At 44.9% G+C, this 25,064-nt stretch carries 21 protein-coding genes and 1 riboswitch; all 21 genes read right to left on the bottom strand.

The annotated features are described in order from the left end of the window. Positions 1 to 165: 165 nt before the first annotated feature. The 21 genes from DXD11_RS08440 to DXD11_RS08340 all read right to left on the bottom strand — a co-directional run bounded on the left by DXD11_RS08440 (position 166) and on the right by DXD11_RS08340 (position 24,768). Complete coding sequence (locus tag DXD11_RS08440; protein WP_015534003.1) at positions 166 to 660, bottom strand: Lrp/AsnC family transcriptional regulator; 495 nt, start codon at positions 658 to 660, stop codon at positions 166 to 168. Positions 661 to 907: 247 nt separating this feature from the next. After that, complete coding sequence (locus tag DXD11_RS08435) at positions 908 to 1,723, bottom strand: HAD family hydrolase (protein ID WP_118758184.1); 816 nt, start codon at positions 1,721 to 1,723, stop codon at positions 908 to 910. A gap of 175 nt (positions 1,724 to 1,898) precedes the next feature. Further along, positions 1,899 to 2,258, bottom strand: a complete 360-nt coding sequence (locus DXD11_RS08430; RefSeq protein WP_004851321.1) for a hypothetical protein — start codon at positions 2,256 to 2,258, stop codon at positions 1,899 to 1,901. Between the two features lie 85 nt (positions 2,259 to 2,343). After that, positions 2,344 to 3,744, bottom strand: coding sequence for an NADPH-dependent glutamate synthase (gltA, locus tag DXD11_RS08425; RefSeq protein ID WP_118758183.1), 1,401 nt, complete (start codon positions 3,742 to 3,744; stop codon positions 2,344 to 2,346). Continuing rightward, positions 3,744 to 4,631 (bottom strand): sulfide/dihydroorotate dehydrogenase-like FAD/NAD-binding protein, encoded by an 888-nt coding sequence (locus DXD11_RS08420; protein WP_022058413.1) that lies wholly within the window; start codon positions 4,629 to 4,631, stop codon positions 3,744 to 3,746. Before DXD11_RS08420 ends, gltA begins: the two co-directional genes overlap by 1 nt. 234 nt (positions 4,632 to 4,865) lie before the next feature. After that, entirely contained in the window at positions 4,866 to 5,171 is a 306-nt protein-coding gene (locus tag DXD11_RS08415; RefSeq protein WP_118758182.1) for a hypothetical protein, read from the bottom strand. Between the two features lie 309 nt (positions 5,172 to 5,480). Next, positions 5,481 to 7,184, bottom strand: coding sequence for a phosphoenolpyruvate--protein phosphotransferase (gene ptsP, locus DXD11_RS08410; RefSeq protein WP_118758181.1), 1,704 nt, complete (start codon positions 7,182 to 7,184; stop codon positions 5,481 to 5,483). Between the two features lie 135 nt (positions 7,185 to 7,319). Beyond that, entirely contained in the window at positions 7,320 to 7,583 is a 264-nt protein-coding gene (locus DXD11_RS08405) for an HPr family phosphocarrier protein (protein ID WP_022216909.1), read from the bottom strand. Between the two features lie 453 nt (positions 7,584 to 8,036). Continuing rightward, positions 8,037 to 10,103 (bottom strand): PTS fructose transporter subunit IIABC, encoded by a 2,067-nt coding sequence (locus DXD11_RS08400; protein WP_118758180.1) that lies wholly within the window; start codon positions 10,101 to 10,103, stop codon positions 8,037 to 8,039. Positions 10,104 to 10,206: 103 nt separating this feature from the next. After that, positions 10,207 to 11,109: a 1-phosphofructokinase gene (gene pfkB / locus DXD11_RS08395; RefSeq protein ID WP_118758179.1), complete on the bottom strand. Its 903-nt coding sequence runs from the start codon at positions 11,107 to 11,109 to the stop codon at positions 10,207 to 10,209. Then, on the bottom strand, positions 11,109 to 11,858 hold the full coding sequence (locus DXD11_RS08390) for a DeoR/GlpR family DNA-binding transcription regulator (protein WP_118017780.1): 750 nt from the start codon (positions 11,856 to 11,858) through the stop codon (positions 11,109 to 11,111). The genes pfkB and DXD11_RS08390 overlap by 1 nt, the downstream gene beginning before the upstream one ends. 396 nt (positions 11,859 to 12,254) lie before the next feature. Continuing rightward, a complete protein-coding gene (locus tag DXD11_RS08385; RefSeq protein ID WP_118758178.1) occupies positions 12,255 to 13,187 on the bottom strand; it encodes a cation diffusion facilitator family transporter in 933 nt (310 codons plus the stop codon). 177 nt (positions 13,188 to 13,364) lie between these two features. Beyond that, positions 13,365 to 13,448, bottom strand: a riboswitch (NiCo riboswitch). A 73-nt stretch (positions 13,449 to 13,521) separates the two neighbouring features. Then, the gene (locus DXD11_RS08380) at positions 13,522 to 16,290 is read right to left on the bottom strand and encodes a glycoside hydrolase family 3 protein (RefSeq protein ID WP_118758177.1); all 2,769 of its coding nucleotides are present in this window, start codon (positions 16,288 to 16,290) and stop codon (positions 13,522 to 13,524) included. 167 nt (positions 16,291 to 16,457) lie between these two features. Next, positions 16,458 to 17,135 carry a vWA domain-containing protein gene (locus DXD11_RS08375; RefSeq protein ID WP_118758176.1) on the bottom strand — a complete coding sequence of 226 codons (678 nt, stop codon included), beginning with the start codon at positions 17,133 to 17,135 and terminating at the stop codon, positions 16,458 to 16,460. Positions 17,136 to 17,333: 198 nt separating this feature from the next. Beyond that, positions 17,334 to 18,401 (bottom strand): macro domain-containing protein, encoded by a 1,068-nt coding sequence (locus DXD11_RS08370; RefSeq protein ID WP_118758175.1) that lies wholly within the window; start codon positions 18,399 to 18,401, stop codon positions 17,334 to 17,336. A gap of 29 nt (positions 18,402 to 18,430) precedes the next feature. Continuing rightward, positions 18,431 to 19,675 (bottom strand): bifunctional glutamate N-acetyltransferase/amino-acid acetyltransferase ArgJ, encoded by a 1,245-nt coding sequence (gene argJ, locus DXD11_RS08365; protein ID WP_117551187.1) that lies wholly within the window; start codon positions 19,673 to 19,675, stop codon positions 18,431 to 18,433. A gap of 85 nt (positions 19,676 to 19,760) precedes the next feature. Then, the gene (gltX, locus tag DXD11_RS08360) at positions 19,761 to 21,437 is read right to left on the bottom strand and encodes a glutamate--tRNA ligase (protein WP_118758174.1); all 1,677 of its coding nucleotides are present in this window, start codon (positions 21,435 to 21,437) and stop codon (positions 19,761 to 19,763) included. A gap of 145 nt (positions 21,438 to 21,582) precedes the next feature. Beyond that, positions 21,583 to 22,101, bottom strand: a complete 519-nt coding sequence (locus tag DXD11_RS08355; protein WP_015534017.1) for a pyridoxamine 5'-phosphate oxidase family protein — start codon at positions 22,099 to 22,101, stop codon at positions 21,583 to 21,585. Positions 22,102 to 22,206: 105 nt separating this feature from the next. Next, positions 22,207 to 23,091, bottom strand: a complete 885-nt coding sequence (locus tag DXD11_RS08350; RefSeq protein ID WP_118758173.1) for a diacylglycerol/lipid kinase family protein — start codon at positions 23,089 to 23,091, stop codon at positions 22,207 to 22,209. Continuing rightward, positions 23,066 to 23,815 (bottom strand): lysophospholipid acyltransferase family protein, encoded by a 750-nt coding sequence (locus DXD11_RS08345; protein ID WP_118758172.1) that lies wholly within the window; start codon positions 23,813 to 23,815, stop codon positions 23,066 to 23,068. Before DXD11_RS08345 ends, DXD11_RS08350 begins: the two co-directional genes overlap by 26 nt. Continuing rightward, positions 23,812 to 24,768 carry a Gfo/Idh/MocA family protein gene (locus DXD11_RS08340; RefSeq protein WP_118758171.1) on the bottom strand — a complete coding sequence of 319 codons (957 nt, stop codon included), beginning with the start codon at positions 24,766 to 24,768 and terminating at the stop codon, positions 23,812 to 23,814. Before DXD11_RS08340 ends, DXD11_RS08345 begins: the two co-directional genes overlap by 4 nt. Positions 24,769 to 25,064: the final 296 nt, after the last annotated feature.

The raw sequence follows: 25,064 nt of genomic DNA, 5'->3' as shown, positions 1-25,064 counted from the left end.
AAGATTGTAAAGAAAAAACTTGTGAAATCTAAGTATTTTTTTGTTTTTGCTTAATTTTCCCCTGTTTTTATCAATTAAGCTTATTATTTATAAACATTCTTCTTGTTTTGGGGTATTTCCCGCTGAGTTAAACGTCTAAAGTCTTTTCGACACAGTTTTCAATTTTTACTTCTTCTCCTCATCGTGGTGAAGATCATTCTTCCAGTATCTGCATCTGTGCTTTACATTTGTGGAGAATACGATCTGAGTCTTGGTCTTGCCAAATCTCTGAAGTTCTCCAACAAAATGATCGAGATCTGCTGTTGTCTTGAAACGTACCTCTATGAGCATTGAGTAATCTCCTGTCACGCAGTTGCACTCCACAACATTTAACACGCTGTCTATATATGGATAGAACTCTGCCTTCTGCTCCGGCGAAACCTCCAGATTGATAAATGCTTTGATATAATGGCCCATGGCCTCTGGGTTGAGCTTGGTGGTAAATCCCTCAAGCACGCCCTCGGCAAGCATCCTGTCTATTCTTGTTCCAACTGCTGTAGGTGACATGGACACCTCAGCGCCTATATCCTTGAGTGATACACGTGCATTGTCCTGAAGCATGGCAAGTATCTTCTCATCCACCTCATCCAGTCTGTAGTATATCAGTTCTTTCTTTTCCATAAGATGTCTTCTCCTTCTCACTTTCTAAGGCAATTACAATATTATCCTACATAACCGCAATTGTCCTTTTCCCTATTCAAGCACCTTATCTCGTGGTGCAACTTGTGTTTCACAATCATATTAGCATATTTACTTAAGATTATAAATGTGTAGTGTCATTATATACCCTGCTCTGCGCAAATTACAACCTGATTTTTATGTATATTTACCGTTATACTCAACCTGGATTTTTACCCATAAGTTTTCGTCATTTTACGATATAATTATCCTCAAGCCAGTGCGCCACCCCATCCTCATCATTTGATGATATAACCGATGTGGCATACCTTTTTAGCTGTTCATCAGCATTTTGCACTGCGTAGCTTTCGTCAGCAAGTTCAAACATATCTATATCATTCCTGCCATCTCCAAAGGCAACCACCCTGTCGCATTCCAGAAGTTCCTGCAACTGTTTTATTGCATTTGCCTTAGATGCTGCAAACGGCATGATCTCCAGCCATTGTTCATCTGTATAAATGTCTTTCTGATATACACAGTGAAATGTTTCTTTATATTTATTGTACATTGGCTTTAATTTTTCCGGACTGTCAATGCAGGTTATGTAGAAAATATCTCCCACTTTCAAGTTCTCCGCAGACTTTACGACATTTGTCCTGACATCCCCCTGCCTGCTGAGCAGGAATTTCTTCATACCATCTGTGCACAGCTCCGGAACATACGAAAATTTCTCCCTGCCATCTATCCGCGCATACACTATCGGAAATATCTGATTACCGAACAGATCGTCAAGCACTGATCCTACCGATTCATCAAAGTAATTCGCAGCAAGGACTTCACCGGTAAGATTGTCCACTATAAACGCACCATTGTACACGATCAACGGAATTTCTGCCCGCAGTCCTTTTGTCACCTTCTTCGCTGTAACAAGTGAACGCGCCGTGGCATAAGAGAATATCATTCCTCTATCTGTCAGATTATTGATTACACTGTTTGTATACTCGGATGTGGTCTCATCGCTGCGAAGAAGCGTACCGTCCAGATCTGATACATATAAAGTTTTCATGTTGTCACCCACCTATCACAATTTTTCTGCAATACATACTATATTTCTACAACTCACACATTTTCATACAACGTGCATTATTTCTTATAATGCTTTCGTTTTCCCACAATTCACTCGATTTCCTACTACCCACTAGATTTTCAATTTTCTACTACATACTAGTTTCCATAACACTCTATCTTCTGTACAGGATTTCCACATCGCCGTCCACAAATCCAGCGGCAACAGCCTCGTACTTCTTAAGTTTCTCAGCATATTTTCCTTCTGTGAGATACTTTCTGATCATCTCACAGGAAATATCAAGTATCTTCTCCCAGCCTACACCCTGCTGCCATTCGTACAGATCTTCCCCTGTCGTGAACTCCTCGTAACAATTCCAGTCCTCGTCCTCCTCGTCAAAATAAGTTGAACTTATCAACTGGATCGACCAATGCAAGTCCACCTCTTCATATATATTGAAGTTGATCGCCACCCCCGGCAGCGGCATATTCTCATCTAAAATTCTGTCTAACCATTTTGCAAATTCATCATACATAACTAATCCCCCGTATATAAAACAAAGACTGATGTGAAGTATTCCCTATACACATCAGCCCTGTTTTTATGACTCTATATAATTATTACTTGTTGTTCTTGATGTACTCATCAATTCCCTTTGCACCAGCTCTGCCAGCTTCCATTGCAAGGATAACTGTTGCAGCACCTGTTACGGCATCGCCACCGGCATATACGCCTTCCTTGGTTGTCTGTCCGTTTGCCTCTTCTGCAACGATACACTTCCACTTGTTTGTCTCAAGTCCCTCTGTTGTAGATGAGATAAGTGGGTTTGGTGAAGTTCCAAGTGACATGATTACTGTGTCAACGTCCATTGTGAACTCTGAATCTGGAATCACAACAGGTCTTCTTCTGCCTGATGCGTCTGGCTCACCGAGCTCCATCTTCACACACTTCATACCGCATACCCAGCCGTTCTCATCCTCAAGGATCTCTGTTGGGTTTGTGAGGAGATCAAATATGATTCCCTCTTCCTTAGCGTGATGAACCTCCTCAACTCTGGCTGGGAGCTCCTCCTCTGAACGTCTGTATACGATATGTGTCTCAGCACCAAGTCTGAGTGCTGTTCTTGCTGCATCCATAGCAACATTTCCACCACCGACAACGGCAACCTTCTTACCTCTCATGATAGGTGTATTTGAATTCTCGTCAAACGCCTTCATGAGGTTGCTTCTTGTAAGGTACTCATTTGCTGAGAATACGCCGTTGGCATTCTCGCCTGGGATACCCATGAACTTAGGAAGTCCTGCACCTGATCCGATGAACACTGCGTCAAATCCCTCATCCTCAAGGAGAGAGTCAATTGTTACTGACTTTCCTACTACTACATTTGTCTCTATCTTAACACCAAGTGACTTGATGTTCTCGATCTCCTTGGCAACTACCTTCTCCTTTGGAAGACGGAACTCTGGAATTCCGTATACGAGAACTCCGCCCGGCTGGTGAAGTGCCTCGAATATAGTTACATCGTAACCCATCTTTGCAAGATCTCCGGCTGCTGTCACACCTGAAGGGCCTGATCCGATGACTGCCACCTTGTGACCATTCATCTCCTTTGCAGGCTCTGGCTTGATTCCGTTCTCACGGGCCCAGTCAGCAACAAATCTCTCAAGCTTACCGATGGATATCGCCTCGCCCTTGATTCCTCTGATACACTTCTGCTCACACTGTGTCTCCTGTGGACATACACGGCCACATACAGCAGGAAGTGCTGATGACTCGCTGATGATCTTGAACGCCTCAGCGAAATTGCCCTCCTTGACCTGAGCTATAAATCCAGGGATATTGATAGATACAGGACAGCCCTTCATACATGGGGCGTTCTTACATCCTATACATCTTGAAGCCTCAGCCATAGCCTCCTCTTCATTATATCCGTAACAAACCTCTTCAAAATTCTTTGCACGAACCTCTGGCTCCTGCTCACGAACTGGTACTCTCTTCCAAACATCTACTTCTATAGCCATTACTTGTCACCTCCACAGTTTCCACATCCGCCATGATGGGTATCGCCCTCTTTTGCTGCAAGGAATGCTCTGCCCTCTGCAGTCTTGTAGAGCTGCTGGCGCTGCATAGCCTCCTCAAAGTTCACCTTGTGACCATCGAACTCTGGTCCATCTACACACGCAAACTTAACCTCACCGCCAACAGTTACACGGCAGGCACCACACATACCTGTTCCGTCTACCATGATAGGGTTAAGGCTGACAACTGTAGGGATCTCAAGCTCCTTTGTGAGCTTACATACGAACTTCATCATGATCATAGGTCCGATGGCTACACATACATCATACTTATTGCCAGCGTCTACGAGCTTCTGGATCTCATTTGTAACGACGCCCTTGCTTCCATATGAACCGTCATCTGTCGTGATATACAGGTTGCCGGCTACCTTCTTCATCTTGTCCTCAAGAATGATGAGTGACTTGTTTCTTCCTCCGACGATGACATCAGCTTCGATGCCCTGCTCGTGGAGCCACTTTACCTGTGGGTATACAGGCGCTGTTCCAACACCACCTGCAACGAAGAGGATCTTCTTTTTCTTGAGCTCTTCTATATCTTCTTTGCAGAACTCTGATGGACATCCAAGTGGTCCAACGAAATCCGCAAATGAATCTCCTGCCTTCTTATTCTTCATCATCTCTGTAGCAGCTCCAACTACCTGGAATACTATAGTGATGGTTCCGTCCTCTCTTGAGTAATCGCAGATAGTGAGAGGGATTCTCTCTCCATCCTCTGAACCTCTGACAATTACAAACTGTCCCGGAAGACATTTATTTGCAACTCGTGGTGCAACCACGTCCATGAGGTATATGGTCTCTGTCAACTGTTCAACCTTAGTAATCTTATACACTCTGTGCTCCGTCCTTTCCGACAGCCAAATTCTGACTGTTATGATCATTTTATTCTGTAAATGGGTGCATTTGCCCCTATTTATACACGTACGTACTTAATTTAGCAAAAAATATCAACAAAATCAAGGTATATGTAAAAATATCACTGTTCTAAAAATGATCCTCAGGTACAAAAAATCCCGCCAAAAGAGAAATTTTTCTCTCTGGCAGGGACTATTATATCTTACTTTATATTACTGTCTCTTCCTCTTCGCCTTGGCCTTGAGTGCTTCCTCTTTCCTTCTCTCGTTCTCCTGAATTATAAGCTTCTTCATTCCCTCCAGCTTTTTCTGGTTCAGCTTTATCTGCTCCAGCTCACTCTCAGCCACCTGCTGTGCCTCTTCACTCTGAAAGCTGACAAACTTGTCAAATGCTCCCGGATAGGCAAATGTCTTTTCTACATTATTATAAGAAAATACAATTCTTATATGGCTTCCATCACATTCCATCACACTGCCTTCACCAAACTTCACATGGTTTACTTTTTCATTCTCAAACATTATTACATCCTCCTATCCATATTATTTCCATCTACAATACTGTTAAAACAAACTCACTAAAATTACGATATGATGCACCTGTCTGTTTCGATCTGCAAGGCTGACTCTGTTCACTATGTGTTCTTCCTGCTACTAATTATACTGTAACAAAAAAATCGGCACTTTTTCCAGTTAAAAATGCCGACTTTTTTATTTTCATGAAAATAGTCACTGCGAGTCATGGTTTTTGTTCATTATTGATTTCTCAAACACATGAACCATACAAAAATGTACTCATATTTTTACCAAGCCATATTGTGCACTTTTAATCTATCTTGCATTTGCTTTGAGAAGTTCCGCAACCTCCGCCTCTGTTGCAAGTGAGAGTGCCTTTGCTGCCAACTCATCTGCTTCAGCCTTCGACCACTTGGCTATCGCTCCTCTTGTCGCAAGGACTGAAGTGGCACTGACCGAAAACTCTCCCAGTCCAAATGATATGAGGAGAGGTATGAGCAACGGATCTGCTGCCGCCTCACCGCACATGCCTACCATGATGCCCGCTGTATTTGCCGCCTCGATGATATTCTTCATGGAGCGGAGAACTGCAGGATTGTAGGACGAATACAGATACGCAACCTTTGCATTGCCTCTGTCGACCGCCATGGTGTACTGTGTCAGGTCATTTGTGCCTATACTGAAGAAGTCTGCCTCCTTTGCGAGCAGGTCTGCTATGAGACTTGCCGCAGGAGTTTCTATCATTGCACCGACCTGGATATCCTTATTGTATGCTATATTCTCTGCATCAAGCTCAGCCATGAGCTCCTTAACAAGAGCCTTCACGCTTCTGATCTCATCAACACATGTGATAAGCGGTACCATGATCTTGATATCGCCAAATGCACTTGCGCGGAGAAGTGCCCTCAGCTGTACTCTGTATGAATCTTTATTCTGCAGACAATATCTCACTGCTCTGAAACCTAAGAACGGATTGTCCTCTTTCTCAAGTCCAAGGTATGGGATATCCTTGTCACCACCCACATCAAGTGTTCTGATGATGACTTCTCTGCCCTCCATGGTCTCGGCAGCCGCCTTGTACGCCTGGAACTGCTCTTCCTCAGATGGGAGCTCCGATGCGCCCATGAACAGGAACTCTGTTCTGAAAAGGCCAACGCCCTCTCCATCACATGCAGCAACCTGCTTTGCATCCTCCGGATTACCGATATTGCCATACAAATGTACCTTTACACCGTCAGCTGTGACTGTGTCTTTGCCTCTATATACCTCAAGAAGAGCCTTGTCGCTAAGATACTTCTCTCTCTTTGCCCGATATTCTTCTATATCTTCCGGGGACGGATCAAGTATGCAGATTCCATCGCATCCGTCAACTACTGCTGTCATTCCATCTGAAACCATGTCAACTATTCCATCCACGCTGAGTACCGCCGGTATCTCAAGTGCTCTCGCAAGAATAGCTGAGTGGGATGTCTTGCCACCAACCGCAGTGATGATTCCTGCCACATTCTCCTTGACGATTCCTGCTGTCATGGATGGGGTGAGATCCTCAGCCACAAGGATAGTTCCAGTTGGAACCTCTGATATGTTCACATCAGGTGTACCTGTGAGTATCTTGAGCATTCTCACCTTGATGTCGCCAATATCAGTTGCTCTCTGTCTTGTGAGCTCATCATCTGCCATCTGGAACATTCCGGCAAACATATCACATGTACTCTCAAATGCAGCCTCTGCACAGGTTCCGCTCATAATCGCGCCCTTTGTGATCTCATCCATCCCCGGATCTGTGAGGAGCAGTATGTGTCCCTCAAGGATCTCCGCATTGTGCTCTCCGACACTATCCTTCATGGCCTCTGCCATGGCATGTGTCTTCTCTGTAAATGCTGCAACTGCATCGTCATATCTCTTAATCTCTGCATCTGTATCTGTGATTGTTCTGTTCTCATATTCCGGCTTTGCGTCAGATATGATCACAACCTTTCCAACGCCGTAGCCGGCTGAACCCGCGATTCCTTTATTCATAAGAAAACCTCCAATTATTCTCTATACAACAAATGGTACTCAATCTGAGTACCATTTGTCCGTAACATTTACTGAAGTCTGATATCAGATTTCACTTATCATTTCCCTGCTGCAACGTCAGAACATCTACATGTCCTACTCGCCGAATCCTGACTCGATGAGCTCAACTGCCTTTGCAAGAGCCTCCTTCTCGTCTGCACCGTCACACTCTACTGTAACCTCAGCACCACACTTGATGCATGCTGCGATGATGAGCATTACGCTCTTGGCATTGATCTTCTTGCCTGCTACGTCGAGAGTTACTGCGCATGAGAACTTTGTCATCTCCTTTGCAAATACTCCTGCTGGTCTCATGTGAAGTCCCTGTTCATTTACTACTTTTACTGTCTGTGCTACCATAATAGTCTTCTCCTTTTCTAATACGGGCCGCAATGATCATTATACGACTGCAAGTGATTGTATATATCATTTTCGGGTCGCTCCCGCTTATTTCGGCCTGCAGCGGTACTAAGATGCCTCTGCCGAGCCATCTAAGAACCGGCGGCCTCAAATTCCCTTCAAATGATATATACAATCACTTGCAGAATTTGTGTTTCATAAGCGGCCCTTGTTTTGTTTAATAATATATTGTGACTTGTAATTATCTGCTTTATGGTTCTGTTTCTTATCAACCCTCGGATTTAGCAGAATTTTGTAAAAACATTTGATCTGCATTTTTCTGTTATATGGTATCACAGTCAGATGTTCCCCACACCTTTTTCGTTATTCCATATATCCGACAGATTTTCACAAACCCCAATTGTATAAATTATAACATTCTGTCGTTTTTTGTGCATTACTTTTGTGCAATTTTTAATCCTGAGCATTTTTCTTGATAAGACCGAGCATGATACATGTGATCACTGATCCTACAAGCCATGAGATGATGTATGGTAACCAGTTGCCTACTGTTGCGAATACAAAGATTCCGCCGTGAGGTGCCATCAGTGTACATTTGAATGCTGCTGACATTCCACCTGCAACTGCTGCGCCTACGAGTGTACATGGTATTACGTGGAGTGGATCTGCAGCTGCAAATGGTATTGCACCCTCTGTGATGAATCCACAAGCCATTACGATGTTTGATACTGTTGAGTTTCTCTCTGCCTTTGTGAACTTCTTAGGGAAGAAGATACATGCAAGAGCAATTCCAAGTGGAGGTACCATACCACCTACCATAACTGATGCCATTGAGATATAGCACGCCTGAACTGCTGGATCTGAAAGCTGTGCGCCGCCTGCGACAAGCTCTGACGCTGTTGCGAGAACCATTGTTCCGTATACATAAGCTGCCTTGTTGATAGGGCCGCCCATGTCTATCGCCATCATACCGCCGAGGATAATTCCAAGTGGGATGAGAAGATTTTTATTTGCAAGGGCTGTCAGCATATCTGAAAGTCCTGTATTGATCAATCCAATAATTGGATTGAGTATAAATATCATAAGTACTGCAACTATAAACATACCAACAAGTGGATATATAAGTGTTGGCTTAATTCCCTCCAGTGACTTAGGGAATTTGGAGCAGATCTTTCTAAGAAGAAGAACTACATATCCTGCAAGGAAACCTGCTGCGATACCGCCGAGGAAACCTGATACTGTATTTCCGCCGCCCTCTGCTACAAATCCAAACTTTGATATAAATGACTGGAATCCGCCAAGGTTATCTCCTGCCCATACATAACCAGACAAGGCTGCATTTCCGGAAGATGCCAGGATACCACCGAGGAATCCGACTGCAAGTCCAGGTCTGTCCGCTATGGACTCTGCTATAAATCCTGCAAGTACCGGAACCATCACGCCCATCGCCAGGCCGCCGGCATACTTGAAGAATGCTGAGAGCGGTGTCATGGAACCGAAGTTGGATCCACCTGTTGCACCGAATCCACAAAGTGTATCTATAAGGAATGCAAGAGCTGTGAGGATACCACCGCCGATTACGAATGGGAGCATGTGTGATACTCCGTTCATAAGATGCTTGTAGATCCTACTTCCCACACTGCCATTTGCACTGCTTGACTCTTTTCTGCCGCCCTCCTCGTGGTGAACAGGAACCTGACCATCCACGATCTTCTGTATGAGTTCCTCAGGCTTGTGTATTCCATCTGCTACTCTTGTGAAAAGAACTGGCTTTCCATCAAATCTTGCTGTTTCAACATTCTTGTCAGCTGCAACTATGATACCATCACAGTTTGCGATCTCTTCATCAGTAAGTATATTTTTTGCTCCGCCTGAACCATTTGTCTCAGCCTTTAAGGCATATCCCATCTTGGCGCCGGCCTTCTCAAGTGCCTCGGCTGCCATATATGTGTGAGCTATTCCTGTAGGACACGCTGTAACGGCAAGCACTCTAAAGCCTTTCTTCTCAGGAGCCTTCTCAACTGCCTTTTCCTCAGGCTTCTCTGCTGTCTCCTCTGGGAACTTTGCGTTCTCATATTTGTCAACGACTGCAAGGAATGCATCCTTGTCTGCTGCCTTCAGAAGCTCTGCTCTGAAGTCCTCATCCATGAGGAGCATAGACAGTCTTGAAAGCACCTCAAGATGTACATCTGATCCGCTCTCTGGTGCTGCGATCATGAAGAACAGGTTTGATGGCTGTCCGTCAAGTGAGTCGTAATCAACTCCATCTGGAACTGTCATAGCTGCAAGTCCAGGTCTCTTGACTGCCTTGTTCTTGGAGTGAGGGATTGCTATTCCTTCTCCTATAGCTGTTGAGCCCTCTTCCTCTCTCTTAAGTATTCCTTCTTTGTATGTTTTCTTGTCTGAGATGTTGCCTGCTGCATCGTGCAGGTTTACAAGGTAGTCGATCGCTGCATCCTTTGAATCTACCTTTACACCCAGAGCAATGCTTTCCTTTGATAAAAGCTCTGTAATTCTCATAAGCGTAACCTCCTCTTAAATAATCAGCCGCATCCACATATGCTACTGTGCGATATCTGAATCTCCTAAGTATTCCCTCTCATGACGGAACACGTACAATTTACTATAACTGCTTATAGAGTTCTTCTACTTTGTCCGCTGTGGCGAGGCCTTCTGAAAATGCTGTGGCACTTCCGGTTGCTGTTCCTCTCTTCAATGCTTCCATGTAATTGTGATCCTTCAGGTAGCTTGCTGTGAATCCTGCCACCATGGAATCACCTGCCCCTACTGAGTTCACAACTGTTCCCTTTGGAACTCCGATCTTGTGAACCTCTCCTGTCTCTGTGATGAGTATTGCTCCGTCCCCTGCCATGGATATGAGCACATTTCTTGCACCCATGACCTGGAGCTTCTTCGCATACTCAACGATCTCGTCATCGCTCTTTAAGACTACTCCGAACATCTCGCCAAGCTCATGGTTATTCGGCTTGATGAGGAATGGACGAAACTTCAATACATTGAGCAGAAGATCCCTTGTCGCATCCACCACGATGTCGATGTTCCTGTTCATAAGCTTCTCCATGATCTGCTCGTATATGTCAGATGGAAGTGAAGCAGGGATGGTTCCCGCAAGTATCAGGCAATCTCCCGACTGGAGCTTGTCCAGCTTGTCAAACATCTGCTGAAGCTCATCTTTCTTAATGTCGGGTCCCTGTCCGTTGATCTCCGTCTCCTGTTCTGCCTTGATCTTGACATTTATCCTGCTGAGACCATCCTTCAGCTGGATAAAATCTGTCTTAACTCCCATGGCCTTGACTCCGTCCTCAATCTCCTTACCGGTAAATCCGGCAACAAAACCGAGAGCTACGGAATCAACTCCTATGTTCTTAAGTACGGTTGAGACATTGATACCTTTGCCGCCATAGAATATGGCTTCTGACTTACTTCTGTTCACCATTCCAAGCTCAAGGCTGTCCATCTTGACAACATAATCGAGCGCCGGATTGAATGTCACCGTATAAATCATTATCTGAGTACCTCCTTTACAACTGTGGCGTCTATGTACTTATCATTTACAAGTCTGTCAGTGATAATACAGGCTTTTTCGATTGCTGCAAATGTCACTGCCGTCACCTTGTCGAACTTGCTGCTGTCAGCAAGGACTATGCTCGCATAAGATCTGTTCACCGCTTCCATCTTCACCATAGCCTCTTCCACATCAACCGTTGTGAATCCGTAATCCATATGGATTCCATTCGTTCCAAGAAAGCACTTTGTGAAATTGAACTTTTTCATGGAATTGACTGCCTCGGCTCCGATGATCGCCTCTGTGATCGGCTTAACAAGTCCGCCTATCATGTATGTTCTGAGGTTCTTCTTCAGAAGTCTCTTGGCATGTGCTATTCCATTGGTGACAAATGTAGCATTTGTTTCGCCGATATAGTCGATCATGAGCTCCGTGCTGGTTCCTGCATCTATAAATATGAAATCTTCATCATTGATCATCGTTGCCGCATATTTTGCAATGGCACTTTTCTCTTCGACGTTGAGCTGTGCCTTGGCTGAAACCGGTGCCTCATTGGTGATATATTCATGCTCGATCGCCTTGGCACCACCATGGAATCTCTTGATCTTACCCATATCGTCCAGAGCTATCAAATCTCTTCTTATAGTAGATTCTGACGCTCCCGTGATCTCCGTGAACTCTGCAACTGTCATAGACTTTTTCTCTTTCAGTGCATCTAAAATCGTTGTGTATCTATCCTCGGTCATCATAATAATTGCCTCCTGCCTTTTAAGTATGTCTCCTGTATATGTGTTTTTCGTGTTTGTGTATTTTCTTTTTTCGTGGCTTTTCAGAATGCATATATCTGCATCCGGTGCTTTTAACTTTTCTTTAGGATAACATATTTTTTGACTGTTTTCAATTATTTGCGATTGTTTCAAGGTGGTTTTCACTTGATTTCAGTCACTTTCAATCAATCTATATGCATAATATCATCGCAAATGAAGATTGTCAATCATTATTCCGCATATTTTTGAAGATTTTTGAATTGTTTTGATTGTTTTTGACTATTTGCAGGTTTGGTACTCGTTTTGCAGCTTCCAGCACACAAAATAAGACACCGACCAAATCTGATCCGTGCCTTACTCTGCGTTATCAATCTATGATTATTCTGCCACATCCGCAGGATTGACATGCACCATCACATGCTTTACCTTTGGAAAATTCTTCTCTATTCCCTCATGGACCTCTTCCGCTATCTCGTGCGCATGTCTTAATGTATATGAACCGTTTACACCTATCTCCACATCTACATATATTTTGTTGCCAAATATCCTTGTGTGGAGAAGATCAACACTGAGAACTTCTTTCTGGGCGAGCACAAAATCCCTCATCTCTTTCTCTGTCTCATCATCGCAGGAGTGATCCACCATCTTGTCCATGGCATCCTTGAAGATATCGTATGCCGCCTTAGCTATGAATACAAAGATAACAATACTTGCAATGGAATCCATAACCGGGAATCCCATCATCGCACCACCAATACCGACAAGCGCGCCGACCGATGACAGCGCATCTGATCGGTGATGCCATGCATCTGCCATAAGTGCGCTTGAATCTATCTTCTTCGCATAGTGTCTTGTGTACCAGTACATTATCTCCTTTGTGACAATGGATACAACAGCCGCCACCAGTGCCAGCATCCCCGGTTTCTGCAGGCTTTGGTAATTGCCACCGATTATGTCCTTAACCGCCTGCGAGCCGATCTTGATACCGGTATACAACAGCACTATAGACAACACAATCGCTGCCACACACTCAAGCCTCTCATGGCCGTAAGGATGTTCCTTGTCGGATTCCTTCGACGCCAGCTTCACCCCGATTATGACTATTATGGTGCTGAACACGTCTGATGCTGAATGTACCGCATCACTTATCATTGCATTTGAATGTGCAAATATTCCCGCAAATAATTTGAATACTGACAACAGTACGTTCTGTACTATCGTTATAAACGATACTTTATTTGCAACCTTTTTAAACTCATCCTCTGATACGGCAGATGCCGCCATCGTGTTTATTTTGTTTGCGCTTTCCATATAATCAGCCATCCTTTCTTAAATGAACACCAGTCTATTGATAATCACCTTAATCAAAAGACCGATGCTGTGCGATCAATAAATTTCAGAAAGCTCTTATCACTAAATATATGTGGGAGATTTTATAGAATGTCTAAAAGAGTATAAAAAAAACACCCACGACTCAGTATTAGTAACTACTGTCCCGTGGATGTAAAGATTCCACTGCCATGATGGCCCGACTCCTTGGCTTTCGCCAATGGTCTGCTCAGTTTGTACTGTAGATTTATATGCAGTGCAAAGAGTTAATTTAGGTTACCATCTATGGCAGTCTATGTCAATATTTATTTTCAGATCAAAATTCTTTTTCAAAACTGAACTTAATATCCTTGAGATCAAGTCCATTCGATTTCACATACAGTCGGAGCACATTGAATCTGCCGTAAAATTTGACCTCTTTCCTGATCACAACATCCTTGCCGTCAGTTCCGTTAAATGTGAAGTTGCTCACAGGGAATTCGTTGAAAAACAGGGTACACGGCAGCTGGGCAAGCTTTTCGAGTGTCGAGCTTCCCCTCAGGCTCACCTCATACTCTCCCGGATGTTCAACATCAAGGGCTATGACATAATTCGTGTCGGCGGTGCTGGCCTTCTCTGTCAGATCTATAAGTATGTCTCTGTCGACATTGATGTATTCCACATCATCAATTGAAAAATCGTCCGCCTGCTTTGGACGGTTTATTATCTCTACCTCTACAGGCTCTCCCACAAGACGCTTAAATGCATTCGTATTCATGGCAAAGTTACACACATTCTTTGCAATTCTCTGAAGCTCAGCTCTCAATATACGTCCGTCCTGAAGTGCCTCTATGACATTATCTCCGCCCATGTTCTTCGAGCCGTCCGGGCAGCACATATACATGTCATTCTGTGCCTGTATCATAGTCGCAAAGTCATTTGCATCCGGCTCCATACCCCTGCGGTTGATGGATGCCCACCAATCTGTCATGACCACGCCTGTAAATCCCCACTCATTTCTGAGTATCGTGGTATTCAGATCATAACTTCCTGCGGTGTAGAGACCATTTACCAGACCATATGTTGTCATGACAGAGTCGGCATATCCCGACTTGACAGCTATCTCAAATCCCTTCAGGTATATCTCCCTGAGTGCCCTCTGGGAGATGACCGAGTCCGTCGTATGGCGGTGATACTCCTGATTATTTCCGCAGAAATGCTTGATCGTTCCGGACACGCCGCTGGACTTAAGTCCCTCTAACTGTGCAGTTGCAATGGAACCCGTAAGGTATGGATCCTCGGAGAAATACTCAAAGTTTCGTCCATTAAGCGGGTGACGGTGGATATTCATTCCCGGTCCGAGAAGAACCTCAACCTTATTTGCTGTCATCTCAAGTCCGAGAAGTGCATACAGTCTGGTGTTCAATTCTTTGTTAAATGAACATCCGCACAGAGTGCCATTTGGAAGTGAGAATGCCTTCATACCTGAGTCGAGTCTCATTCCCGATGGTCCGTCATCACAGCACACCGACGGAATCTTATGTGCGATCAAATTTGGCGATACCCCGGCAAATGCTGACGCTGTTCCCGCCGTCACAAGAGAACTTCCCATTCCCTCGCCGCGAACAAAGCATGCCAGATCCTCATCATCAAACTGCGCTATGAACTCATCCATGGAAGCCTTGCCTTCCCTTACATCAAGAAGCGTAATTCCCTTGTCACCAGTAACCGGTATCTCCTCCGGCAGTTCCTGCTCTCTCCTGTCATACATATCAACAGTGACTAGAGATGTCTCCTCATACTCTATAAGCATCCTGCCGTTCTCATCACAGAATGGTTTCATGCGGTCAAACTTCTCATATGGTGCAAGTGCCTCCTGAAGTTTCTGAAGCTCCACTGTCTCAGCGAGCTCAAAGAACAGACACTCTGTTGTATTTCTTATGCTGTTTCCTACATGGATAGTGTAGTCTCCAGCTTCAAGCACATAACAGTTTCTATGGCCTGTCGCCCCTGAATCGTCAAATGATGCCATGCGGTCAAGTGGTATCTCAAACTTCAGCTCATCGCTGAGTCCCGGAACAAGCTCCTTTGTCTTCGCAAAATCAATGAGCACTCTGGATGGCTTGCCAAGCCTGCCCTGTGGCATCTCACCGTACACCTGGACAACCTCCTTGCCAAGTCTCTTTCCTGTATTTGTGACTTTGACACAGATATTCGCCACGCCTTTTTCAAAATCCAGGCTTGCATGCTTTACACCGATCTTGAAGTCTGTGTATGACAATCCGTATCCAAACGGATATCTGACCTTATCCTTTGCAAATGTCTCAAAGTAACGGTATCCCACATAGATATCCTCAGCGTAGAAGTTTCTCTCTTCGCCGCCGAAATTGTCATACGCAGGATAATCCTTGATATCGTAGGCTATCGTGTCTGTGAGTTTTCCTGAAGGGCTGACATCTCCTACGAGGACATCAGCCACTCCATATCCTCCGACCATTCCACCCTGCCATACATACATACAGGCATCCGGGGAAATCGTGTCAAGAAATGACATATCTATAAGACCGCCGACATTCAAGAGAACGACCATCTTCTGGAAATTCTCTCTGACAAGTCTAAGCATATCAGTCTCTATATCAGTGAGCATAAATGCTCCTTTTTCAAGTGTATTGTCCTTGTCCTCGCCTGCCGTCCTAGCGATTATCACTATGGCCGAATCCGACTCGCCGGCAGCCTCCTGCACGAGCTCCTCTGTAACCGGCATCTCTGCCTGTGACCACGGCTCCTGTCCCCAGCCAAGTCCCAGCTCCACAGGATGTTCCTCATCCCATGCGGCATAAGTCTCTGCCAGTTTCTGATTGACATTTACATCCTTGCACTCATTAAGTGCATCAAGGATTCCCACCACTCTGGCAACATTCACCATGCCGCCTGAACCGGTTCCACTCTTATAATAATGGTTCTGCATACGTCCAAATACAGAAACCGTCTCTCCCTGCTTAAGTGGCAGAGCTTTGTTGTCGTTCTTTAACAGAACCAGTCCCTCTGCAGCCATCTCACGGGCTGTCTTCTCATAGACCTCCCAGTCAAGTACTCTATCTTCCATCTGCCTACCTCCCAATATATCTTTGCTCAATTCCATATGGTGATATTGTACATCATACAAGTAAACTTTGATATGGAAAACTTTAACTTTTTGCTGTGCAAAACGCAAGCGAGTCAGACAGTTTGCTCCCCATTCATACTGCCGGAAACGGAAGATATAGTTGTTTGTCATCTGCCACGCTTTATATAATCCTCATCAAGCTTTGTACTCCATTCCCTGTCATCGAGGGCGGCAGCCCCCGCCATCGGCTCGGATGAGCGCATCGCATGCACCGCATTCCCTACAGCTCCATACACATTCTCTGTTCCAGCCTCGTCGCACACATAATTCACCGCCCGCTCCGGTCTTATTCCAAAGCGTCCTGCCTCCATGACAGCATCGATATTTGCTCCGATGAAGATGAATTCCCAGCCATACTTTTTCTGCTGGCGCTTAACCATCTTCTGTATCATCTCATAGCTGTAATTCCGGCTGGCGTTCTCCATTCCGTCTGTGATTATCACGAACAACGTCTTCTCAGACACATCCTCTTTTCTTGCATACTTGTGGATATTGCTGATATGGTGAATCGCACCTCCAAGCGCATCAAGCAGTGCTGTGCAGCCACCCACGTAATAGTCATTGTCCGTCATCTCTGGTACATTCTCAATAGGAATCCTGTCGTGCAGTACTCTGCTGAAGTCGTCAAAGAGCACAGTCGAAACGTACGCCTCTCCATCATCACCGCTATCTTTCTTCTGCTTTTCCATCATTGAATTGAATCCACCTATCGTGTCAGCCTCAAGTCCGTGCATTGAACCACTTCTGTCCAGAATAAATACTATCTCCGTAAGTCCTTTTTTCATAATCATCAACCTCACATTCTTTTATCTTAGTGTTTTTATGTGTTAGGAAATGCAAATGTGTAAACAATCTGCATGCACGTGCGTTTTAGAAATTAACCTTGGCATGTCCACTCTGCTTTCCCTTAATGTGAGTTAATAATAACCTGTATAACAAACAAAAAGGTCACCCCGCAGGCGACCTTCTCATTTTACTTTGTTTTATTCTGACAGCGAGGCAAGTCCATAGTCGAACAGAACTATATTGATCTTTATGACGCTGTATTCTTTATGTACTATATGATACTCCACGATCTTGTCCGTCTGAGAGATCGGTGAGAGTGCGTATCCGGCAAGCCCCAGGAAGTCAACAGTCTCATCAAGATTCAGGCGAAGCCCGACTGCCAGTGACAGAACTTTTTCCTTCGACGGCTTTATCCTGCCCTTCAGGAGCTTTGAGAAATACTGCTTGCTTATATTTGCCGCAGTGTAGACCTCTGAATTCTTAAGTCCCTTTTTGTTGATTAACTGCTGCAGATGTTTTTCAAAGCTGTCCGTATATATGCCCTTAAGCATGTCGTCCAAAGAACCATTTGAGGTGTTTTCATGTATTCCCGAACTCCTACCTGACTGTGCCGGTGTTCCATATTCCATAAACTGAGGTCTATGTTGACCGCAAAGATATTCTTCATCGAACCTTGCAGTGTCTTGGCATTCATCATACGATGACAAAGTGCGATATTCACTCAGATTTTTTTCAGCAACATATTCGTCATCTATTAAACTCTTCACATCATCATACCATTTTCCTGATACATGATATGAATGATCATCAAACACCACAAGCGTGATGTCCATCTCATGCTCCTGCAGAAATGATGTAAATGCATCAATTGCGATCTGAATTCCAAGCTCTTTAGGAAAGCCGTAAGAGCCCGTAGCCATCAGTGGAAATGCAATCGACTTGCATCTGTGTGCATATGCCATAACTAATGCTTTGTCATAACACCTTCTGAGAAGCTCAGGCTCCTGATGTCTTCCATCCACCCAGGCAGGTCCGCTTGAATGAATGATGTATCTCGCCGGAAGATCAAATGCTTTTGTGATTCCAACCTCTCCAGCCGCCAGAGTTCCAACCTTTGCCCTTGCCTTCAGAAGCCTGTCACGCCCCGCAGCCGCATATATTGCAGAGTCCACGCCAGCTCCCACGGCAACGTGCGGATTTGCCGTATTTACTACTGCATCTGCATGAACTTTTGTTATATCACTTCTAATAATCTTAAATGGCATTCGGCTGTCTCCCTGATTTGTTTGATATATTATGAACGATAATCCCCATTGATCTTCACGTAATCATATGTCAGGTCACAGCCCCATGCCTTGGCTGTCACGTCACCGATTCCAAGATCTATGTTGATGTGTATCTCATCTGAGCTCAATACCTTGGCTGCCTTCTCCTCTGAGAATGGTACGCCTGCGCCGTTGCGGCATACAGGAACTACGCCAAATTCTGACTCAAGGTCAACTGCAACCTTATCTATATCAAAGTCTGCCTCCGCATATCCGATGGCACAGAGAATACGTCCCCAGTTGGCATCCTCGCCAAACATAGCACACTTTGTAAGTGGGGAACGGATAACGCTCTTTGCCACGATGATGGCTGTGTCAAGATCAGGTGCCCCTGCAACTGTACACTCGATCATCTTGGTTGCGCCCTCGCCGTCTGATGCAAGCATCATGGTCATGCACTCCATAACTATATAGAGGGCCTTCTTGAACTTCTCATAAGCTTCGTTCTCCGTGTCGATGAGCTTGTTGCCAGCAAGGCCATTTGCCATGACTGTAAGGGTGTCATTTGTGGACTGGTCTCCATCTACTGAGAGACAGTTGTAAGTAACCTTTACGATCTCTGAGAGCGCCTTCTGGATCAGCTCTGATGTAATGGCTATGTCTGATGTGATGAAGTTAAGCGTTGTAGCCATGTTTGGATGGATCATTCCGCTTCCCTTTGCCATACCGCCTAAAGTACATGTCACACCGTCTATATCAAACTGAACAGCAACCTGCTTATCAACTGTGTCTGTGGTCATGATAGCATTTGCCGCCTTGTCGTTGCCGTCTGCTGAGAGACCGTCTGCAAGCTCTTTCATATGCTCCTCAAATGGCTCGATAGGGATGATCTGTCCGATGACGCCTGTTGAAGCATTGATGACAAGGTTCACATCTATACCCAGGGCATCCGCTGCAAGCTGGGATATCTTCTCAGCCTTCTCTATTCCATCTGCGTTGCATGTGTTGGCATTCTTGGAGTTCACAATGACCGCCTGTGCCTTGTTGCCAGATTTCTTCAGGTGCTCCTTGGTAACTGTAACCGGCGCGCCCTTCACCTTGTTCTGTGTATACACGCCTGCTGCCACACATGGCACCTCTGAAAATACCATTCCAAGATCATTCTTGTTCTTGTCAGGGTTCAGTCCACAGTTAAGTCCATTTGCCGTGAAACCCTTGGCCGCGCACACGCCACCGTCTACATATGTATAACCGTCATATATCTTCTTGTTCATAGTAATCCAATCCCTTCTAAAATGTATTTTAACCAATCTTCATCAATTGGATGCCAACTTAATGTTCGCAGCCAATTGATACATCCTATCTATTCACCCACGCAAGGAACTTGTCCAGTCTGCCCACGGTCTTGTCTTTTCCTATCACGTTCATGATCGTGAACAGGTCAGGTGAGTTCTGCTTGCCTGTTATGGCAACTCTTACTATGGTACATACATCTGTGATGCTGCCCTTGTATCCGTCAGGATTCTGCTTGTACTCCTTGACATTTGGACAGTAGCCGATCTTCTCGCCCATGACCTTCATGCTTGAGAACCAGTCCTCTGAGTCAAGGAAGAGATCATTCTTGTACTCCTCGATGACCTCTGTGATCATCTCCGGTGTGTACTTCTCGTCTATCTCATACTGGAGATCCAGCTCATCTTCTGGTGTGTACAGATAGCCGAACATAGCGCGCAGATCTGACCATTTGCCGACATCCTTGCGGACCTTCTTGCCTGACATCTTCCACAGATTGATGGTCTTCATGAAGCCGTCCTTATCCTGTGTGCCAAATGTGTATATGTTCTCGTCATGCTCCTTTGCCCACTCCATGATGAGGTCGTAACACTCCTCGGCTGTGAGCTTTGAGATCATCTCCTTGCTGACATCATTGAGCTTCACCATGTCAAAAAGTGCGCCGCTGACAGGCATCTTCTTGAGTGATAATGTAAAGTCGTCTATTGTCTTGTCTGCATGTGCTGCATGCCACTCTTCGTAGTTGGAGTTTGCTATTGTCATAAGGTACTCAAGCACGCTGACTGATGGGAATCCCTGCTCTGCATAGAAGCCAACCGCAGCCTCCGGGTCCTTTCTCTTGCTGAGCTTTCTCTTTCTCTGGTGCTCGCCCTCCTCGTCCACTGTAACCTCAAGCTTCATGATAGGTGCGATGTGCGCATACTTTGGAAGCGCAAATCCACACAGATCAAAGAGCTGCTTGTGAAGTGGATATGATGCAAGCCACTCGTCACCTCTGATGACAAGATTTGTCCTCATGAAATGATCGTCAACTGCATGTGCAAAATGGTATGTAGGTATTCCGTCTGACTTCAGAAGTACCACATCCATGATATTCTCAGGCATCTCGATCTTGCCCCTGATAGGATCGCTGTAGATAACAGTCTTTCCTGCCTCGCCCGGACTCTTGAGTCTAACAACATATGGCTCGCCCGCTGCAAGCTTCTCCTCTATCTGCTCGTATGTCAGATTTCTTCCTACTGCATACTCGCCGTAATATCCTATGTCAACCTTTGCAGCCTCCTGCTTTGCCCTGATCTCATCAAGCTCCTCGGCTGTTGTAAAGTCAGGATATGCATATCCCTCCTGCATAAGCTTCTTGACACAGGTCTGATATATCTCTTTTCTCTCGCTCTGCTTATATGGGCCATATATAGTCTCGCCACCCTCAAATGGTCCCTCGTCAAATCCAAGGTCAAACTTCTTCAGCGAATTGATGATCTCATTTACACCATCCTCAAGCTCTCTCTTTCTGTCAGTGTCCTCTATTCTGAGGTAGAACACGCCGCCACTCTGCTTTGCAAGCTTTCTTGAGATCATGGCTGCATACAGTCCACCGATGTGCATGTATCCTGTAGGGCTTGGCGCAAATCTTGTTACCCTTGCCCCCTCTGGAAGCTCTCTCTCCGGAAATCTCTTCTCAAGGTCATCCACTGTATCTGTTATATCTGCAAATATCAAATCCGCTAATTTGTTGTAATCCATCTCCTGTTTTCACCTTTCTGCTATATCACTTATCATCAAGAGTCTGCTTGATGATCGCTTCATTATATCCTGTCTGATTATAATTTGTATTATGTTTTACGTCAATTCCTTAAACCACAATGGCAATTGCATAGATTCCATATACTTATCGCCTTGACTTACACGTAAAATTTTCCACAACTATCTCATACACATTTACCGCTGCCAGCATCTGGTCTGAGTAGTTATACTTCTTCTTTTCTACCTTGTCAAACGATCTCATATTCTCGGTATTTCTCGCAAGCTGATGATTCATAAGGCAGTTGAGTGCCTCGCACTTTTCCTCAGGATCTGTCAGCTTTCTGGCTGTGCCATTTCCCATGATACTGCTGTAGAGATAACCAAAGCTGCAGGCATTTGGTCCCTCAACCAGATAGTGATCTGTATCCATCTCTATGGCCACCTTCGGATCCGCTGCCAGAGCATCCACCTTCCTGCCCTCACCGGCAGAGTGGAAATAAAGCTTCAGAACATCCTCCTCGTAGGTATAACCGAAATTCAGCGGAACTATGTACATTCCCTCTTCATCGTGAACCGCCATCCGGAACACCTTACACGAATCAAGTACATCCACTATCTCTTCACGATCTGTTATCATCCTGTCACTTCTCCGCATCTCCCGCATACAATACCTCCTTTTTCAGCGTACAATCTATTAAAATAGTATAAATGACGTCAGCATATTTGCAAGTTTTTTGAACTTTATATTATTCGGATTTTCAAAACTTTTTTATTTCTGATCCAGGCTCCACGCTTTAACTTTATATGATGTAACTCCAAGTATCGTCTCGCCGTCTATCTGAAGTGGTGTCGGACGATCAAATTCAACCTCAACCTCTTTTGCGTTGAATATATCAACATACTTTTCGTACTTGACATGCTCTCCCTTGAATATAGAAGGAAAGATCATAAGGGTTCCAAGCTTGCCCTTGCCGCGGAACACCATAACCGAAACTGTATGCTCCGGATTCAGTCTGTCCTGCCCGGGGGCAGCCATCATTCCGCCGCCATAATATCTGCCATTCATGGTTGGCACGAGCCAGGCATTTTTATATTCATGACGGACTCCATCCACTTTCACCACAGCATTTCTCGGTTTGAATGCGTAGAGCAGGCCTTTGATAGCTATAGCCGTATAGTTCACAGGCTTGTTCTTATGAGTTTTCTCATTCTTTGTCCTCTGGCGGTCGCCCTCCTCACAGCAGTAACCGTCTATTCCGAATCCAACATTGTTGATGAACAGCCACTTTTTGCCGTTGATCGTCACCTCCGGGAGATGCTGTATGTACTGATTTATCTGGTAATCCGGAGTGTCATGACTGTTATGTCCTATGTCCTTTGCAAAGTCATTGCCGCTTCCGGAGGCATAATAGTAGATGGTATTCTTCACATCCATGTCCTTTATGTCATTCACAAATATGTTCAGCGTTCCGTCACCGCCGCACAGGATAACCTCGTCATCCTCTGCAAGCGATCCCATGAACTCCGCATATGAAGCGATCTCTGTCATCTTCTTGAGTATCGCATCAGGATATGTATCTGCAAGTGTCTGCACGTCATACATACATTTGCCGTTGCCCGCCAGTGAATTATATAAAATGTACTTCCTTCCCATAGTTTTTACCCTTTTCATCTTTCTCAAGAACAAGTCTCACCCTGTCGCTGATCTCATTCTTCTTCATTGCTTTTACCTCATCGGCAGGTATCACATCCACCGCATCTATATAGACGTCAGATCTGCGCCTCAGCACATTCCTGTAGATGTTCTCCGTTCCATGTATCGCCATGACGACTATCGGCGCATGCGCTTTCTGGGCTATTCTGAAAACACCCGTGTGAAATGGCAGAAGTCCGCCCTGTCTGTTTCTCGTTCCCTCCGGGTATACTCCAACTGCCATATCTCCCTTCTGGAGAATCTCGGTAGCCGTCTTGATCGTAGACAATGCCTTACCCGGATCTGATCTGTCTATCGGCATAAAGCAGCATCTTCTGATGATCCTGCCGAATATCGGTATCTTAAAATTCTCCGGCTTGGATATAAATGCCACATCCCACTTCTTAAATACCTGCCATTCTATCAGCGGATCATAATTTGACAGATGATTTCCCACAAAGAGTGGTTTGACATCCACTGGAATCTTCTCCATGCCAGTCACATGCATTTTCACTCTTAGAAACCACATGGCAAATCCGGTGGCACCATACAGCAGATGCCTGTAGAACCTGCTGTCCTCCATATACTGCCTGTCAGTTCTCACGAACAGACTGCACACGAAGAGAAAAAGTATGTACATCAGAAATATGGCTATGACTCCGCCAAGTATATATATAATTATCACTTTTTATTCCACCCTTTTCTAATATCATCCATAAGCTTCATCATATATATAGACTCTGACAAAGGCATCGATTTACTCTGGAACTGTCCCTGTCTGATCATATCCAGACTCTCCATGATCTCATACTCATAACCACTTATCTGTTCCGGCACATCCACGTGTCTGATAAGCCTGTCCTCACAGTCGAACACATCTATCCCCTGCGGATTATTTATATTATCGACTATCATATATCCTTTCTCACCATAGAAGATTCCTTTTCTGTCCGATCTGCCATATATGCTGTGGGTCGTCACTGCCATCCTTCCGTCTTCGTATTTGACTGTTATGCTCTCCTGTCCGTCTACCCCGGTCTCATGCATCATGACAGACGATTCGATAGCTGAGATCTCCTTACCCATATGCATGACAATGAAGTTCAGCCCGTAAACTCCCACGTCTAAAAGGGCACCCCCTGCCAGCTCTGGTCTGATCAGGCGCTCTATCTTTGATATCGGATAGGACAGGTTGCAGGTCATTGTCTTGATCTCCCCTATCACACCTGATTCAAGAATTTCATTTATTATCTGTCTGGACGGCATATACCTCGTCCAGATTGCCTCGGCAACGTACACATTCTTCTCCGCTGCCAGAGCTGCGATCTCCTCAGCCTGCTTCGCATCGTAGGTAAATGCCTTCTCGCAAAGTACATTTCTTCCATGTTCTATGCAGAGCTTCATGTGCTCATAGTGATGTGAATGCGGCGTTGCAATGTATATAAGATCTATCGAGTCATCACTTACAAGTTCTTCATAACTTCCGTAAGCCTTATCTATATCAAATTCCCCGGCAAATGCATTTGCCTTTTCCAAGGTTCTTGAACCTACCGCATACAGTTCTACACCAGCCATCTTATTTATCGTATCTGCCATGACACCGGCAATCTTGCCTGCGCCCAATATTCCTATGTTCACGTGTTGTCCTCCTGTTATTTCTATATGTTTTCAAGTACTGTCGCTGCACATATCAATCTTTCCAAGTATTTCTCTTGTTGTTTTTTGACAAATTTTGACACTACACATCCGATTATAACACACGGCCTGAAAAAAAGGAGAAAAACTCCTGATGCCAGCGATAACTGACACCAGGAGTCCTCCCCTTTATCTTGAGCACCATAATAAGCACCCAACCCACTATATATGTTGTTCTATGCATCTCTATCGGCTACACATATTCTACAGTGTAAAATATGTTGTTCCACAATCCGCAT

The organism is Coprococcus sp. TF11-13 (genome assembly GCF_003481085.1).
Taxonomy (GTDB): Bacteria; Bacillota; Clostridia; order Lachnospirales; family Lachnospiraceae; genus Coprococcus; species Coprococcus aceti.
This window is presented reverse-complemented; position numbering and strand designations above follow the sequence as displayed.